Annotated in this window: 14 protein-coding genes; 4 read left to right on the top strand and 10 right to left on the bottom strand. The window is 73.2% G+C overall.

The window, feature by feature from the left end; all coding sequences use genetic code 11:
* Positions 1–97: 97 nt before the first annotated feature.
* From purH to sucC, 6 genes are all read right to left on the bottom strand, one after another.
* Positions 98–1,651, bottom strand: coding sequence for a bifunctional phosphoribosylaminoimidazolecarboxamide formyltransferase/IMP cyclohydrolase (gene purH / locus MVA48_RS19555; protein WP_246982658.1), 1,554 nt, complete (start codon positions 1,649–1,651; stop codon positions 98–100).
* Positions 1,648–2,259 carry a phosphoribosylglycinamide formyltransferase gene (gene purN, locus MVA48_RS19550; protein ID WP_246982657.1) on the bottom strand — a complete coding sequence of 204 codons (612 nt, stop codon included), beginning with the start codon at positions 2,257–2,259 and terminating at the stop codon, positions 1,648–1,650. The genes purH and purN overlap by 4 nt, the downstream gene beginning before the upstream one ends.
* Before the next feature lie 25 nt (positions 2,260–2,284).
* Positions 2,285–3,481, bottom strand: a complete 1,197-nt coding sequence (locus MVA48_RS19545; protein ID WP_246982656.1) for a cell division protein PerM — start codon at positions 3,479–3,481, stop codon at positions 2,285–2,287.
* Between the two features lie 85 nt (positions 3,482–3,566).
* Positions 3,567–4,520, bottom strand: a complete 954-nt coding sequence (locus tag MVA48_RS19540; RefSeq protein ID WP_246982655.1) for a hypothetical protein — start codon at positions 4,518–4,520, stop codon at positions 3,567–3,569.
* A 242-nt stretch (positions 4,521–4,762) separates the two neighbouring features.
* Positions 4,763–5,638 carry a succinate--CoA ligase subunit alpha gene (sucD, locus tag MVA48_RS19535; protein WP_246982654.1) on the bottom strand — a complete coding sequence of 292 codons (876 nt, stop codon included), beginning with the start codon at positions 5,636–5,638 and terminating at the stop codon, positions 4,763–4,765.
* A gap of 92 nt (positions 5,639–5,730) precedes the next feature.
* On the bottom strand, positions 5,731–6,894 hold the full coding sequence (gene sucC / locus MVA48_RS19530) for an ADP-forming succinate--CoA ligase subunit beta (RefSeq protein WP_246982653.1): 1,164 nt from the start codon (positions 6,892–6,894) through the stop codon (positions 5,731–5,733).
* A 157-nt stretch (positions 6,895–7,051) separates the two neighbouring features.
* Between sucC and MVA48_RS19525 the strand changes: the two genes are divergently transcribed.
* Positions 7,052–8,923 carry a CocE/NonD family hydrolase gene (locus MVA48_RS19525; protein WP_246982652.1) on the top strand — a complete coding sequence of 624 codons (1,872 nt, stop codon included), beginning with the start codon at positions 7,052–7,054 and terminating at the stop codon, positions 8,921–8,923.
* Here MVA48_RS19525 and MVA48_RS19520 read toward each other — a convergent pair.
* Positions 8,913–9,323 (bottom strand): cobalamin B12-binding domain-containing protein, encoded by a 411-nt coding sequence (locus tag MVA48_RS19520; RefSeq protein WP_246982650.1) that lies wholly within the window; start codon positions 9,321–9,323, stop codon positions 8,913–8,915. The genes MVA48_RS19525 and MVA48_RS19520 overlap by 11 nt on opposite strands.
* A gap of 84 nt (positions 9,324–9,407) precedes the next feature.
* Positions 9,408–10,478, bottom strand: a complete 1,071-nt coding sequence (locus MVA48_RS19515; RefSeq protein WP_246982648.1) for a hypothetical protein — start codon at positions 10,476–10,478, stop codon at positions 9,408–9,410.
* Positions 10,479–10,665: 187 nt separating this feature from the next.
* Here MVA48_RS19515 and MVA48_RS19510 point away from each other — a divergent pair, with 187 nt between their 5' ends.
* Both MVA48_RS19510 and MVA48_RS19505 read left to right on the top strand, forming a co-directional pair.
* On the top strand, positions 10,666–11,559 hold the full coding sequence (locus tag MVA48_RS19510; RefSeq protein WP_246982646.1) for an esterase/lipase family protein: 894 nt from the start codon (positions 10,666–10,668) through the stop codon (positions 11,557–11,559).
* Between the two features lie 190 nt (positions 11,560–11,749).
* Positions 11,750–12,532, top strand: a complete 783-nt coding sequence (locus tag MVA48_RS19505) for a M23 family metallopeptidase (RefSeq protein ID WP_246982644.1) — start codon at positions 11,750–11,752, stop codon at positions 12,530–12,532.
* A gap of 31 nt (positions 12,533–12,563) precedes the next feature.
* On the opposite strand, the gene MVA48_RS23615 is transcribed toward MVA48_RS19505, so the two are convergent.
* Entirely contained in the window at positions 12,564–13,229 is a 666-nt protein-coding gene (locus MVA48_RS23615; RefSeq protein ID WP_256461095.1) for a 3'-5' exonuclease, read from the bottom strand.
* A 5-nt stretch (positions 13,230–13,234) separates the two neighbouring features.
* Positions 13,235–14,860 carry a UvrD-helicase domain-containing protein gene (locus tag MVA48_RS19500; RefSeq protein ID WP_256461094.1) on the bottom strand — a complete coding sequence of 542 codons (1,626 nt, stop codon included), beginning with the start codon at positions 14,858–14,860 and terminating at the stop codon, positions 13,235–13,237.
* Between the two features lie 312 nt (positions 14,861–15,172).
* Here MVA48_RS19500 and MVA48_RS19495 point away from each other — a divergent pair, with 312 nt between their 5' ends.
* A complete protein-coding gene (locus MVA48_RS19495) occupies positions 15,173–15,466 on the top strand; it encodes a chorismate mutase (RefSeq protein ID WP_246982642.1) in 294 nt (97 codons plus the stop codon).
* Positions 15,467–15,469 lie beyond the last annotated feature (3 nt).

Here is a 15,469-nt window from a genome sequence, read left to right as displayed (position 1 = left end):
TCCTCCCCTTCGACCTCGGTCCCCGGCTCCGGCGGAGAAAGGACCCCGTCCCCACCACCCTTCGCACGCTCAGGGCGGGACCCTGGACGGGGCCTCATCAGTGCGCGAAGTGGCGGGTGCCGGTGAGGTACAGGGGGACGCCGGCCGCCGCCGCGGCGGCCACGACCTCCTCGTCGCGCACCGAACCACCCGGCTGGACGACGGCCCGCACGCCGGCCTCCAGCAGCACCTGCAGCCCGTCGGCGAACGGGAAGAACGCGTCGGACGCCGCGACCGACCCGGCGGCCCTCTCCCCCGCCCGCGTGACGGCGAGCCGGGCGGCGTCCACCCGGTTGACCTGGCCCATGCCCACCCCGACGGTGGCGCGGTCGTGCGCCAGCAGGATCGCGTTGCTCTTCACCGCGCGCACCGCGCGCCAGGCGAAGACCAGGTCGTCCAGCCCGGCGGCGTCCAGCGGCTCCCCGGCCGCCAGCGTCCACGAGGTGGGGTCGTCACCGGGGGCGTCCAGGCTGTCCCGGACCTGCAGCAGCAGGCCGCCGCTGATCGGCCGCATCTCGGCACCCGGGCCGGGCACGTGCGGCAACCGCAGCAGGCGGATGTTCTTCTTCGCGGTCAGCACCCGTAGCGCGTCATCGGTGAAGGACGGCGCCACGACGACCTCGGTGAAGACCTCCGAGACCTGCTCGGCCATGGTCAGATCGATCTCCCGGTTGGCCGCGATGACGCCGCCGAACGCCGAGATCGGGTCGCAGGCGTGCGCCTTGCGGTGGGCCGACGCGATGTCCGGGCCGACGGCGATGCCGCACGGATTGGCGTGCTTGATGATCGCCACGCACGGGTCGTCGTGGTCGTGGGCGGCCCGCCAGGCGGCGTCGGTGTCGACGTAGTTGTTGTACGACATCTCCTTGCCGTGCAGCTGCTCCGCGTGCGCCAGCCCAGGCTCCCAGCTGCGGTAGAGCGCCGCCCGCTGGTGCGGGTTCTCGCCGTAGCGCAGCACGTCGGCACGGTCCCAGGTCGCGCCGACCCAGCCCGGGAAGCCGCTGCCCTCGTCGTCCGGCGCGACCACGTTGCCCAGCCACGAGGCCACGGCGATGTCGTAGGTCGCGGTGTGCCGGAACGCCGCGGCGGCCAGCGCCTGGCGCTGGGCCAGGGTGAACCCGCCCTCGGCCACGGCGGCGAGGACGTCGCGGTACCGGCCGGGGTCGACGACCACGGCGACCGACGGGTGGTTCTTGGCCGCCGCGCGGACCATCGCCGGCCCGCCGATGTCGATCTGCTCGACGCATTCGTCCGGGCTGGCACCCGAGGCGACGGTCTCGGTGAACGGGTAGAGGTTGACGACCACGAGGTCGAACGGGGCGATGCCCAATTCGTCGAGCTGCGCCACGTGCTCGGGTTTGCGGCGGTCGGCGAGGATCCCCGCGTGCACCGACGGGTGCAGCGTCTTGACCCGGCCGTCGAGGCACTCGGGGAAGCCGGTCACCTGCTCGACGGGGGTCACCGGGATGCCCGCCTCGGCGATGCGCCGGGCCGTCGCGCCGGTGCTCACCAGCTCGACGCCGGCCGCGGCCAGCCCCGCGGCCAGTTCCTCGACGCCGGTCTTGTCGTACACGCCGAGCAGTGCGCGGCGGATCGCGGTGCGGTCGCTCATCGAGGGCTCTCCCTACTCGTGACGGCGGGGACGAGTCGCGCCACCGTCTCCACCAGGAGCTCGCGCTCCACTTCCTTGATCCGCTCGTGCAGGCTCGCCTCGTCGTCCCCGGGCGCGACGGCGACCTCGCGCTGGGACAGCACGGGGCCGGTGTCGACACCGGCGTCGACCACGTGCACCGTCGCCCCGGTGACCGGCACGCCCGCGGCGAGGGCGTCCCGCACGGCGTGGGCCCCGGGGAACGCCGGCAGCAGCGCCGGATGGGTGTTGATCAGCCGGCCACCGAATGCGCCCAGCACCGCGGGGCCGACGATCTTCATGAACCCCGCGGAGACCACCAGATCGGGGTCGTACTCGGCGATGTCGGCCGCCAGCCGCCGGTCCCAGGCCGCGCGGTCGGGGTGGTCCCCCACGGCGCACACGAAGGTCGGCAGCCCGCGGCGGGTGGCGTGCTGGAGGCCCTCGGCGCGCCGGTCGCTGCCGACGGCGACGACCTCGGCCGGGTAGGCCGGGTCGTCCGTGGCCTCCAGCAGCGCGGCGCACAGCGAGCCGGTCCCCGACAGGAGGACGACGATCCGCGCCCGCGAAGTGGGTAGCGCGGCAGGCACGCAGGGACCCTATAAGGGCCACGCTTCAGCTCTGCGACCGCCAGCGCGCGACGGCGGCGGCGACCGCCGCGGTGATCCCGCTCTGCGCCGCGACGGCGCCGGCGGTGGCCAGCACCGGAGCGCCGACCAGCGACAGGTTGCCGTCGCCCAGCGAGCCGCCGGCGATCCAGACCACCAGTCCGCTCGCCAGCCCGAGGAGGACGCCGGAGAGCAGCCCGACCAGGCCGGCCACCACCGATCCGCCGTCCCGGCCGCCGAGGTGCCGGCCCACGGTGGCCCCGGCGACCAGGCCCGCGATCCCCGGGATCACCTGCGAGACGAAGGCGATCAGCGGCACCGCCTGGGTGTCGGGCAGCGCGGCGAGCATCGGCAGCGCGGGGACGGCGCCGAGCGTCACCCCGTGCACCGACACGAGCGTGCCGGTGCCGACGAAGAACCCGGGCCCGGCGGCCAGCCCCAGCACCGCAGCGGCCGCGTTCGGCAGCAGCAGCACGCCGAGCCCCAGGAGGCCGAGCGCTCCGGCGGCGGCACCGCCCAGCGAACGCGAGAGCGCCGCGTAGCCGCTCGCGTCGGAGGCGAGGGCGATGGCCACGACGACGGCGCAGGCAGCCAACGCGGTGAGCAACCCGGCGAGCACGCCGCGCAGCATCGGCCGGACGCCGCCGGGCAGCTCGTCGAGGACGTCGTCCAGCAGGCCGGACTCCCGGCCGACGCCCCAGCCGACGGCGACGACTCCGAGGACGGCGGCCCCGGCGGCGGTCCGGAGCAGGCCGACCTGTGCGGAGGGGCTGTCCACCACGACGCCCAGCAGGACCCCGATCACCACGTGCACCCCGACCAGGACGGCGCCGCCCTGGAGCGCCTGCCGCCACGAGCCGACGTCGCCGAGCCGCACGAACCCCCGGCCGGCCTGCGACAGCCCCCAGGCGATGCCGAGCGTCAGCAGCAGGGGCGCCACGACGATGGGCCCCGAGCCGACGTCCAGCTCCCCGCCCTGGGCCAGCAGCCACAGCCGGCCGGCCACGGCGACGGAGTCGGCGACGGTCAGACCGCCGGCAGGGTCGAGGGTCTGGACGACGACGAGAGCCAGACCGAGCCCGGCCAGGCCGACGAGAGTGACCGCGAGGGCGGCCACTCCGGCGACGCCGAGCAGCGGCACCGGGCGCCGCAGCGCCGCGAGGTCCCGTCCGCGCCGGGGAACGCGTGCGAGCAGGGAGACCACGTCCCCACTCTCGCAAGGCCCGGTGTCTCGACCGCGGCGCACGCGCCGGAGGCGCCCGGGTTATCGGGCGCCTCCGGCGGTCAGCTCAGGGGTTGGGCCGCTCGCCGGAACCCGGCGTGTCCGTGCCCTCACCCGACGCGGTCGAGCCGCCCGTCGCCGGCGGCCCGTAGGACGACGACGGTGGGGTCGCCGGGGGCGGGGTCGGCGGCTGCTGCGGCTGCGCGTGCTGGGCGGGGTGCTGCGGCTGCGCGGGCAGCGGAGCGGTCGGCGGCGCCGGCGGCGAGTAGTGCTGCTGCGGCGGACCCTGCGGCGGACCCTGCGGCGGACCGGGCTGGCCGTAGCCGGCCGGGCCGTAGCCGCCCTGGCCGTAGGACTGCTGCCCCTGCTGCCCGAAGTCCGGCGCCGGCTGGTTGGCCCACTGGGCGGCGTTGGCCAGCCCGCCCGGCAGGGCCGGTCGGTTGCGCAGCTCCGGCAGCAGGGAGAGGACGGCGAACACGAGGATCGCGGTCGCCGTCAGGAAGCCGAGCAGCGCCCAGATGGAGAAGTCGCCGTCGAAGCTGTCGATCCAGGCGAAGAGCGTGAGCAGCCACGCCAGCGCGCAGATGCCCACGGTGACCCAGGAGCGGGGGAAGCCCAGCTTCAGCTCGACGAACGCCGGCAGCACCGCCCAGGCGGTCGCCAGCAGGAACAGCACGAAGGCCGACGTCACATTGCCGGAGTCGAACCCGCTCAGGCTGAACCCGAAGAAATCGTCACCGAAGGTGAACCACGGGAAGAAAGCCAGGATGAGGAACAGGAGCGTGCCGCCGGCGATGACGTAGTCCGCCAGCTTCAGGCGCTTGAGGTCGAACGAGACGCTCGTGCCGCTGCCGGGCCGGCTGCCCGTACGGGGCGGGCTGGCCGTACCCGGGCGGCGGCCCGTACCCAGGCGGCGGCTGCTGGTAGCCGGCCGGCGGGCCGTACCCGGGAGGGGGCTGCTGGCCGTACCCGGGCGGCGGGCCGTAGCCCGGCGGGGGCTGCTGACCGGGCGGGGGACCATAGCCGGGCGGCGGACCCTGCGGTGGCGGCGGCTGGTGCGGAGGCTGCTGCCCGTGCTCCGGAGGCTGACCGCCGGACGGGGGCGGCGGAGGCTGGCTGGTCATCGCAGGGCTCTCCTCGCAGAGCGTCGGGGACGTGCGAGCCGCATGGTGGTCGCACCGCGTGCGCTGCCGCAACCGTGGCACGCCCACCGTCGCCCATCCGTGATCAGGGAAGTGGCCAGCCGCCAGGGGCGGCCGCGCGTCAGCCGACGATCTCCCGCATGAGGCGGGCGGTCTCCGACGGGGTCTTGCCCACGCGCACGCCGGCGGCCTCGAGGGCCTCCTTCTTCGCCTGGGCGGTGCCCGACGAGCCGGAGACGATGGCGCCGGCGTGGCCCATCGTCTTGCCCTCGGGGGCGGTGAAACCGGCGACGTAGCCGACGACCGGCTTGGTCACGTTGGCCTTGACGAAGTCGGCCGCGCGCTCCTCGGCGTCCCCACCGATCTCGCCGATCATCACGATGGCCTCGGTCTCCGGGTCGTCCTGGAACGCCTGCAGGCAGTCGATGTGCGTCGTGCCGATGACGGGGTCGCCACCGATGCCGACGGCGGTCGAGAAGCCGATGTCCCGGAGCTCGTACATCATCTGGTACGTCAGCGTGCCCGACTTGCTGACCAGGCCGATCGTGCCCTGCCGGGTGATGTTGGCCGGGATGATGCCGGCGTTCGAGCGCCCCGGACTGATCAGGCCGGGGCAGTTCGGGCCGATGATCCGGGTCGAGCTGCCCTGTGCGTGGGCCCAGAAGTACGTCGAGTCGTGCACCGGGATGCCCTCGGTGATGACGACGGCGAGCCCGATCTGGGCGTCGACGGCCTCGATGACGGCCGCCTTGGCGAACGGCGGCGGCACGAAGATGACGCTGACGTCGGCGCCGGTCTCCTTCATGGCCTCGGCGACGCCGCCGAAGACCGGCACCGTGGCGCCGTCGAAGTCGACGCTCTCGCCGGCCTTGCGGGGGTTGACGCCACCGACGATCGCGGTGCCCGAGGCGAGCATGCGCTGGGTGTGCTTGCGCCCCTCGGAGCCGGTCATGCCCTGGACGATGACCTTGCTGTTCTCGTTGAGGAAGATCGACATTTCACAGAATCCTGTCTCGGAAGTGGGCGCCGGTGGCCCCGTCCAGGGGCTCGTCCCGAGCCTGCGAGGGATGAGGGGGACGGGGTCCTTGCTCAGGCGGCGGCGAGCTCGGCGGCCCGGCGCGCGGCGCCGTCCATCGTGTCGACGACGGTGACCAGCGGGTGGTTGGCCTCGGCGAGGATCCGCCGGCCCTCCTCGACGTTGTTGCCGTCGAGCCGGACCACGAGCGGCTTGGTGGCCTCGTCGCCCAGGAGCTGCAGGGCCGACACGATGCCGTTGGCGACGGCGTCGCAGGCGGTGATGCCGCCGAAGACGTTCACGAACACGCTCTTCACGGCCGGGTCGGACAGGATGATGTGCAGCCCGTTGGCCATGACCTCGGCCGAGGCGCCGCCGCCGATGTCGAGGAAGTTGGCCGGCTTGACCCCGCCGAACTCCTCGCCCGCGTACGCGACGACGTCCAGGGTGCTCATGACCAGACCGGCACCGTTGCCGATAATCCCGACCTCGCCCTCGAGCTTGACGTAGTTGAGGTCCTTCTCCTTCGCCGCAGCCTCGAGCGGGTCGGCGGAGGCGGCGTCCTCGAGGGCGGCGTGCTCCGGCTGCCGGAAGTCCGCGTTCGCGTCGAGGGTCACCTTGGCGTCCAGCGCGAGGACGGTGCCGTCGGGCGCCTTCGCCAGCGGGTTCACCTCGACCAGGGTGGCGTCCTCCTTGCTGAAGACCTCCCACAGCTGGACGGCGATGGCGATCACCTGGTCGCGGACGTCGGCGGGGAACCTGGCCGCGTCGACGATCTCGGTCGCCTTGGCCTCGTCGACGCCGGTCGTCGCGTCGATCGGGATCTTGGCCAGCGCCTCGGGCTTGGTGGCCGCGACCTCCTCGATCTCCATGCCGCCTTCGACCGACGCCATGGCCAGGAAGGTGCGGTTGGAGCGGTCGAGCAGGTAGGAGAAGTAGTACTCCTCGGCGATGTCGCTGGCCTGGGCCACCATCACCTTGCGCGTGACGTGGCCCTTGATGTCGAGGCCCAGGATGTCCTGGGCGCGCGCCTTGGCGCCCTCGGCGTCGTCCGCGAGCTTGACGCCACCGGCCTTGCCACGGCCGCCGGTCTTCACCTGGGCCTTCACCACCACGGGCGCGGCGATCTCGCGGGCGATCGCCTCCGCCTCGTCGGGCGTCTCGGCGACGCCACCGGGCAGCACGGGGACGCCGTGCTTGGCCAACACGTCACGGGCCTGGTACTCGAAGAGATCCACGAACAGGCACCGTAGCCCGCCCGTAACCACCATGCCGACCCGGGCGTTGTACGACCGGGGGCCGGGTGGGACGCATCACAGGATGCGTCACACCATCGGGCCCCTCACGCTGCCCGAACGTGCCCGCTAGTCCTGCCTCGACGACGAGGAGCTCCCAGTGCGCCGCGCTGCGACCGCCCTGCTCACCGCCGCGTTGACTGCCGGCGGGCTCGCCGCCCTGGCGCCGTCGGCCTCGGCCGCGACCGAGATCGTCCCCCGCGACCTGACGATCACGGTCACCGACCTCGGCCCCGAGAAGCGGACCTGCCACATCGACGCCGACCTCTACGTCCCGCCCGGGGTCACGAGGCAGCGGCCGGGGCCGGCCCTGCTGGTGACCAACGGGTTCGGCGGCACCAAGGACGACCAGGCCGACCTGGCCCAGGGCTTCGGCGAGCACGGCTACGTGACCCTCTCCTACACCGGCCTCGGTTTCGTCGACGGCGACAACTGCCCGATCACCCTCGACGACCGCGAGCACGACGGAGCGGCCGCCAGCCAGCTGATCCGCTTCCTGGGCGGGGACCGGTCGATCGTGGCCGTCGACGACGACACGAAGGAGCGGGTCGTCGTCGACCAGGTCGTGCGCGAGGACGCGAAGACCGGCACCCGCCACGACCCGCAGGTCGGCATGACCGGCGGCTCCTACGGCGGTCAGATCCAGTTCGCCGCGGCCGGCTACGAGAAGTGGAAGCGGACCAACCGGCTGGACGCGATCGTCCCGCTGATCACCTGGAACGACCTGTCCTACTCGCTGGCGCCGGACAACAGCGGCCTGCCGCACGGCACCGCCCGCAGCGGATCGGTGAGCTCGCCGAACCCGGGCGTCTTCAAGTACCAGTGGGCGGCACTGTTCACGACGGTCGGCGTGGTCAACGGCGTCGAGGACCTCCAGGCGCTCGCCGACCCGGCCGCCTTCGAGGCGTTCTTCCAGCAGGCCGGGAAGAACTGCCTGAACTTCGAGCCCGAGGTCTGCCGGGCGCTGGTCGAGGTCGGCACTCTCGGGTACCCGAGCCAGGCCTCGATCGCCTACCTGCAGTCGAACTCGGTCGCCAGCTACATCCGCGACGTCAAGGTCCCGACCCTGATCGGGCAGGGCCAGGCCGACACGCTGTTCAACCTGCAGGAGTCGGTGGCCACCTACACCGCGCTGCGACGCCAGGGGACGCCGGTGTCACTGTTCTGGCAGTCGTGGGGTCACAGCAGCTCCACGCCGAAGCCCGGCGAGCTCGACCTGCGGCGCCCGGCGCAGTCGCTGCAGGGCCGGGCGGCGCTGGCCTGGTTCGACCACTACGTCCGAGATCGCGGTCCGAAGTCGCCGCAGGGGTTCGCGTACTACCGCGACTGGGTGTACGAGGCGACGGGTGACATCCGCAAGGCCTATGCCGCGGCGCCGTCCTACCCGGTCGGCAGCCAGAAGACCTTCCACCTGTCCGGCAGCAGCGTCGGTGGCACCGACGGAGCGCTGGTGACCAGCCGCGCCGCGGTGGTGCCGGGCACGAGCGAGTACCAGAACCTGGCACCGGTCGGACCGAACTACACCGAGACCTCGGCGCTCGACCAGAGCCGGCCGGTCGTCGACCCGCCGGGCTCGGCGATCCGGTTCGCCACGCCGCCGCTGACCCGCCCGATGGACGTCGTCGGCTCGCCGCGGCTGACCGTGCAGCTCGACGCTCCCTCGGTCGCGCTCAGCCAGGAGGCAGGACCGGGCGGACAGCTGGTGGTCTACGCCAAGCTCTACGACGTCGGGCCGGACGGCGCGATCGAACTGCCGCACCGGCTCATCTCGCCCGCCCGCGTCGACGACGTCACCAAGCCCGTGACGATCGAGCTGCCGGGCATCGTGCACCGCTTCGACAAGGGCCACCGGCTGGTCGTCGTCCTGGCCGGCGGGGACTTCGCCTACCGCGGGTCCACCAGCACGCAGCCGGTGTTCCTCACGACAGGTCCCGGCAAGACGCAGCAGCTGACGGTGCCGGTCACGAACTGAGCGGCGTGCCCACATTCTCGCGCACCCAGTCGACGATCTCCGTGGTCGTCGCACCGGGCGTGAAGATCTTCGCGACGCCGGAGCGCTCGAGTTCGGGGATGTCCTCGTCGGGGATGATCCCGCCGCCGAACACCACGACGTCGTCGATGCCGCGCTCGGCCAGGAGCTCGTTCAGCCGCGCGAACAGCGTCATGTGCGCGCCCGAGAGCACCGAGAGCCCGACGGCGTCGGCGTCCTCCTGGACGACGGTCTCCACGATCTGCTCGGGCGTCTGGTGCAGGCCGGTGTAGACGACCTCCATGCCGGCGTCGCGCAGCGCGCGGGCGACGATCTTCGCGCCGCGGTCGTGCCCGTCCAGGCCGGGTTTGGCGATGACCACCCGGATGCGTTCGTCCGTCACGCCGGCCACCCTAGTAAGAGGACCCCACTGCTCCCACCACTCGCAAGCTCGCGGCGGGCCCCTGCAGCGGGGCCGTTCAGCGCGTCACGAGGCGCGGCGGACCCGCCAGGCGGCCAGTGTCAGCAGGGCGTAGCCGACCCCCGCGATCAGCAGCCCGACGCCCGGCAGGGTCCAGTCGAGGGCGTCCGAGGTCGTCGCGTCGCGCAGGCCGGTCAGTCCTGCGGCGAGGACGGTGACGGCGACGGCGAGCAGGGCCCCCACGGCGGCCAGCCGGGGCCGCAGCGACGGCGCGACCACGGAGCAGAGCACCACCGCACCCGCGAGCAGCAGTCCGCCGAGGAGGGCCAGACCCGGCCGCTCGAGCAACGCCTGGGGCCCCTCCTGGGCGACCACGACCTCCAGCCCGGTGGCCGGGTCGAGGACGAGGCGGTCGGGGACGTCGGCCGACGGCAGCGCAAGGCACAGCACCGTGCCGACGCCGAGCACGACCGCCGCTCCGGCCAGCGCCGAGCGCGCGGGGTCAAGCGCTCCGCCGTCCTCCATCACCGTGCGCCCCCAGGCCACCGTGGCGACGATTCCGGCGACCACGGTCAGGCCCAGCGCCAGCACGGCCAGCACCCAGCCGGCGGCGACCTCGACACTGCTGGTCAGCACGCGTTCGCCCGCGAGCACCTCCACCGCCGGTCGGGAGGTGGAACTGCGCCCCCGGTACAACTCGATCAGCATCTGGCCCAGCGCCAGCGCGCCGGCGATGCCGGCGTAGGCGAGACCGAACTTGGGGACGGCGCCGCGCAGCAGCACCGCCCCGACGGCGACGGCGGCCACGGGCACGAGGAGCCCCGCGACCACGCCGGCGGAACCGTTGGCCGCGCTGAGCGCCTCGCCGCCGACCACCAGATAGGTGGGGAACAGCGCCGCCGCACCCAGCACGCCGGCCAGGACGAGCAGGACACCGGTCAGCCGCGCCGCGCCCGGGACCGGGCCGACGACGAGCCCGTCACCGGACGGTGCCTTCGCCGTCGCGGCGGCCCCGGCACGGCTACGTGCGGCGCGGGACCCGGCAGCCCCGGCGCGGGAGGCCGCGGCACTGCGTCGCGCAGTCCTCGCCGCCGAGCGGTCGCGGGCGGGCCCGGAGCGGGCGTCGCGGGCGGACACGGTTCTCCCTCCTGCTGTTCGATCACGAGTGGGTCTCGGTTCTGCTCCCACGGGGCGCCCTGCGTGTGACGCGCGACACACAGGCGTATTACCTTCCCGTGAACGGCGCACCTAGCCGTGCAGCACGACCGGCGGGGCCGAATCCAGGCGCCCCCGCAGGTACGGACAGGCGGGGGGACGAACGGCCATGCGCCCAACGAGCGACCCCGGCTCTGGTCCAGAGTCGCACACCGGGGCCCGGGCGGAGGGAGCGCCACGAGGTGGCCTGCGCGGTCTCTGCCGCCCGGCCACCCTGACCGGCGGGCTCACCGAGCTCGCCTGGGTGGGCGCCCACGTCCTGATGTACCCGTTCGGCGCGCGCACCGCCGTCCTGCAACCGGACCTCCGGCACCGGCCCGGTCTCCAGCCCCCGACCGCACGCGCTCTGTTCGCCGCCGATCCGCTGGCCGCCCGCATCCCCGTGCTGCTCGTGCACGGCCTGATCGACAACCGGTCGGTCTTCTCGGTGATGAACCGCAGCCTGCGCAAGCGCGGCTTCGCGCACGTCTGCACCTGGAACTACAGCCCGCTGCTCGACGACATCGGCCGGGGGGCGGCCGATCTCGGCGCGCACGTCGAGCGCATCTGCGAGCAGACCGGCTACGACCGCGTCCACGTCGTCGGCCACAGCCTCGGGGGCCTGATCTCCCGCTACTACGTCCAGCGGCTGGGCGGTGACCGCCGGGTGGAGTCGCTGGTGACCGTCGGGACGCCGCACGAGGGCTCGCTCTGGGCGCACGCCGTTCCGACGCCGCTCATCCGTCAGCTGCGGCCGGGGTCGCCGGTCATCCAGGAGCTGGCCGGGCCGGCACCGTCCTGCCGGACGAGCGTCACCGCGATCTACAGCGACCTGGACCAGATGGTGCTGCCGACGGCCTCGGGCCGGTGCGCCCACCCCGACCTGGGTGCCCGCAACGTCCTCGTGCGGGGCGTCGGGCACATGTCCCTGCCCCGGCACCGCGGCGTCGTCGACGAGGTCGCCGCGACACTGGCCGGCCTCCGGCGGTCCGACGTCAGCGCGCGCGTCACCGCGGTGGCCTGACGCGCCCGCCGGCTCCCTGCTCTCGTCACGCAACGCGCACATCGCGACACGTGCCGTTCGGTGCTTGGACGCGTCCTGACGCATCGTTACGGTTCGATCACGGCGCCGGTGCTCACCGGTGGCCGCCGTCGCTCCCCCGGCGGATCGCCGTTCGGCGGCCCGAGGAAGCGCTCGTCCGGGAAGGTGCGCCGTGGCTCGCAGCAGTGCGCAGGTCCTCGAGCGGACCACGGCCGAGCACGGGACCGTCCGCCCCGCCGCCGCTCCCGAGACGGCTGACGTCGCCCCGGCCCGGCCCGCCCCACCTCGGCCCGCCCGGCGTCGCCTGCCGCGTCCGCCCGGCCGTCGCGCGCCGCTCTGGTTCGCCGCGCTGATCGCCGGCGCCGTCCTCGCGGCTGCCCCCAGCGTCCTCAGCAGCCCCGAGCACCCGACCATCGACGCCTCGGACTACGGCCTGGGAGCCGCCTCCGACGTGGCCCTCAGCGGTGGGATCGACGACGCCGGCGTCCGCCGGAGCATCACCGAGGCCGAGGCACAGGCCCGCCTCGGCGAACTCGCCGCCTCCCGCGCCGCCCGCGAGCCCAAGACGGTCGTCCCGGTGTCGGGCTACCGGCTCACCACCTGCTTCTGCATGCGCTGGGGGCAGTTCCATCCCGGCTGGGACATGGCCGCCCCGCTCGGCACTCCCATCTACGCGGCGACGGACGGCGTCGTGCTCAAGGCCGGTCGCGAGTCCGGCTTCGGCAACGCCATCTACATCCAGGACGCCGAGGGCTTCGTCCACATCTACGGCCACATGCGCTACTACGACGTCGAGGCCGGGGACATCGTGCACGCCGGCGACGAGATCGCGCAGATCGGCAACGAGGGCTACTCGACCGGGCCGCACCTGCACTGGCAGATCCACATCGGGGGCATCGACGGCCGTCCCACCGACCCCCAGGCCTGGCTCGCCGAGCGCGGCGTGAACACCTGAGACCGCCCGCACCCCCGGGAGCGGCAGCCCCTCAGAGCTTGACCAGCGGGGCGTAGCGCAGCACCAGGCGCTTGGTGCCTCCGGAGCCGAAGTCGACGGTGGCCTGCGCCTTGTCGCCGGCGCCGGTCACCGCAACCACCGTGCCGAGGCCGAAGGCGTCGTGGCTGACCCGGTCGCCGACGTCGACCGAGATGATCGCCCGGTTGCCCGCGCCGCCGCGCAGGCCCCCGGTCGACAGCCCGGTCGCCGCCACGCGGGACTGCGCAGAGGACCAGCTGCTGGTCGACGCCGGAGCCGGCTCCAGGCGCGCCCAGTGGACGGTGTCCGACGGCAGCTCGTCGAGGAAGCGGGACGGCGGGTTGTACGACGGCTGACCCCAGCTGGTGCGCACCTGGGCCCGCGAGAGGAACAGCCGCTGCTGGGCCCGGGTGATGCCGACGTAGGCCAGCCGGCGCTCCTCCTCCAGCTCGCGGGGGTCACCGAGGGCCCGCAGGTGCGGGAAGACGCCGTCCTCGAGCCCGGTGAGGAAGACGACCGGGAACTCCAGCCCCTTGGCCGTGTGCAGGGTCATCATCGTGACCACTCCGGCATCGTCGCCGGTCACCGGGATCTGGTCGGCGTCGGCCACGAGCGACACCTGCTCGAGGAACTCGGTGACCGTCCCGCCCGGACTGGCCGCCTCGAACTCGGCGGCCACCGAGATCAACTCGTTGAGGTTGTCGACGCGGCCCTCGTCCTGCGGGTCCGTGCTGGCCTGCAGCTCGGTGAGGTATCCGGTGCGGTCGAGGATGCTCTCCAGCAGCGCCGCCGCCCCGACCCCGTCTCGACCAGCTGCTCGAACTCCTCGAGCAGCGCGACGAACTCCTGGATGGCCTTCAGCGAGCGCGTGGCCAGGTCGCCGACCTCCGAGCAGCGGCGCAGTGCCGAGGCGAACGGGATCCGCTCGCGATCGGCGAAGTTCTCGATGCACGCCTCGGCCCGGTCACCGATCCCGCGCTTGGGGGTGTTGATGACCCGGCGCAGGCTGACGATGTCGGTCGGGTTGGCCACGACCTTGAGGTAGGCCAGGGCGTCGCGGACCTCCTTGCGCTCGTAGAAGCGCACGCCGCCGACGACCTTGTAGGGCATGCCGACGCGGATGAACACCTCCTCGAAGACACGGGAGGCGTTGTTGGTGCGGTAGAAGACCGCGATGTCGGCCGGTCTCGCCGTGCCCTCGTCGACCAGCGCGTCGATCTGCTCGGCGACCCAGGCGGCCTCGTCGTGCTCGTTGTCGGCGACGTAGCCCTCGATGAGCTCTCCGTCGCCGGAGTCGGTCCAGAGGTTCTTCGGCCGGCGGCCGGTGTTCTTGGCGATGACCGTGTTGGCCGCCTTGAGGATCCGCTGCGTCGAGCGGTAGTTCTGCTCCAGCAGGATCGTCGTGGCGTTCGGGTAGTCGCGCTCGAACTCGTCGATGTTGCGGATCGTCGCGCCACGGAAGGCGTAGATCGACTGGTCGGCGTCCCCGACGACGCAGAGCTCGGCCATGGGCACCGGCCCGGTGCCGTCGCCGACCAGTTCGCGGACCAGCACGTACTGCGCGTGGTTGGTGTCCTGGTACTCGTCGACCAGCACGTGCCGGAAACGGCGGCGGTAGTGCTCGGCGACGTCCGGGAAGGCCTGGAGCAGGTGGACCGTCGTCATGATCAGGTCGTCGAAGTCCAGCGCATGGGCCTGCCGCAGCCGCTGCTGGTACAGCTTGTACGCCTCGGCGAGCACCTTCTCCGGCGCCGTGGCCGGGACGTAGCTCTCCTCGTCGATCAGTTCGTTCTTCAGGTTCGACACCTGTGCGGCCAGGCTCCGGCCCGGGTACCGCTTCGCGTCGAGGTCGAGGTCGCGGGCGACCATCGTCATCAACCGGACGGAGTCGCCCTGGTCGTAGATCGTGAACGACGACTTCAGGCCCAGCTTGGCGGCCTCGGCGCGCAGGATGCGCACGCACATCGAGTGGAACGTCGAGACCCACATCGCCCGGGCGCGCGGACCGACGAGCGAGGCGACGCGCTCCTTCATCTCGCCGGCGGCCTTGTTGGTGAAGGTGATCGCGAGGATCTCACCGGGCTGCGTGTGCCGGGCCCCGAGCAGGTAGGCGATGCGGTGCGCCAGCACCCGGGTCTTGCCCGACCCGGCGCCGGCGACGATGAGCAGCGGCCCACCCTCGTGGACGACGGCCTGGCGCTGGGGGCCGTTGAGCCCGGCCAGCATGCGCTCGAGCTCCCGCCCCACGGAGCCCTTGGCGGTGCGCTGGAGGGCGGCTGTGCCCGGCAGGGCTTCCTGGACGCTGCTCATGAACGCAGCTCCGCTGGGGAACTCGCAGCCTGCGGCACACTCACTGCATCACTGTAAGCCGGACGGGTGACTGTCCCGGCGGCCGAGCCACACCCGTCACACGGTCCGGTCGTGGTGCCCGGGACGTGCCTGTGGCAGACTTCCCTCCGTGCTCGCCACGGTCAGCTTTTTCTACGGCCACCGGGATCCGGTGTCCGTCACCGCTGGCTGAGCACGAACCGCCGCAACCGACGCCCCGGGCCCGAAGAGCCCCGGGGCGTTCTTCGTCTCCGGGGTCCGGACGGTCACCAGCCTCCGAAGGACGACACCCCGATGACCGCTCTCACCGCTTCATCCCCCGCTCCGACCGCCGTCACCGGCACGGAGGCGGAGCGGATCGGCGACCTGCGCACCGCGATCGACGCCTGCGACGCGGAGATCATCGCGCTCGTGCAGCGCCGACTGGCCCTCTCGAAGGAGATCGGCGCCCTGCGCACCGCGAGCGGGGGCACCCGCCTCTCGCTGTCCCGCGAGAAGCAGGTGCTCGCCCGCTTCCAGGACGCCCTGGGCCCCGAGGGCGCCGCGCTCGGGCTGATGCTGCTGCGCCAGGGCCGCGGCCGGCTCTGACCG

This window comes from Blastococcus sp. PRF04-17, assembly GCF_023016265.1.
Taxonomy (GTDB): Bacteria; Actinomycetota; Actinomycetes; order Mycobacteriales; family Geodermatophilaceae; genus Blastococcus_B.
Note: the sequence above shows the minus strand (reverse complement) of the source record. Positions and strands in the feature narration are given on the sequence as shown.

Bases quoted from the DNA above. Each gene is read 5' to 3' on its own strand.
- purH (WP_246982658.1), bottom strand. From the start codon at position 1,651: ATGAGCGACCGCACCGCGATCCGCCGCGCACTGCTCGGCGTGTACGAC.
- MVA48_RS19540 (WP_246982655.1), bottom strand. From the start codon at position 4,520: ATGGTCCCCCGCCCGGTCAGCAGCCCCCGCCGGGCTACGGCCCGCCGC.
- sucD (WP_246982654.1), bottom strand. From the start codon at position 5,638: ATGTCGATCTTCCTCAACGAGAACAGCAAGGTCATCGTCCAGGGCATG.
- MVA48_RS19510 (WP_246982646.1), top strand. From the start codon at position 10,666: ATGCGCCCAACGAGCGACCCCGGCTCTGGTCCAGAGTCGCACACCGGG.
- MVA48_RS19500 (WP_256461094.1), bottom strand. From the start codon at position 14,860: ATGAGCAGCGTCCAGGAAGCCCTGCCGGGCACAGCCGCCCTCCAGCGC.
- MVA48_RS19495 (WP_246982642.1), top strand. From the start codon at position 15,173: ATGACCGCTCTCACCGCTTCATCCCCCGCTCCGACCGCCGTCACCGGC.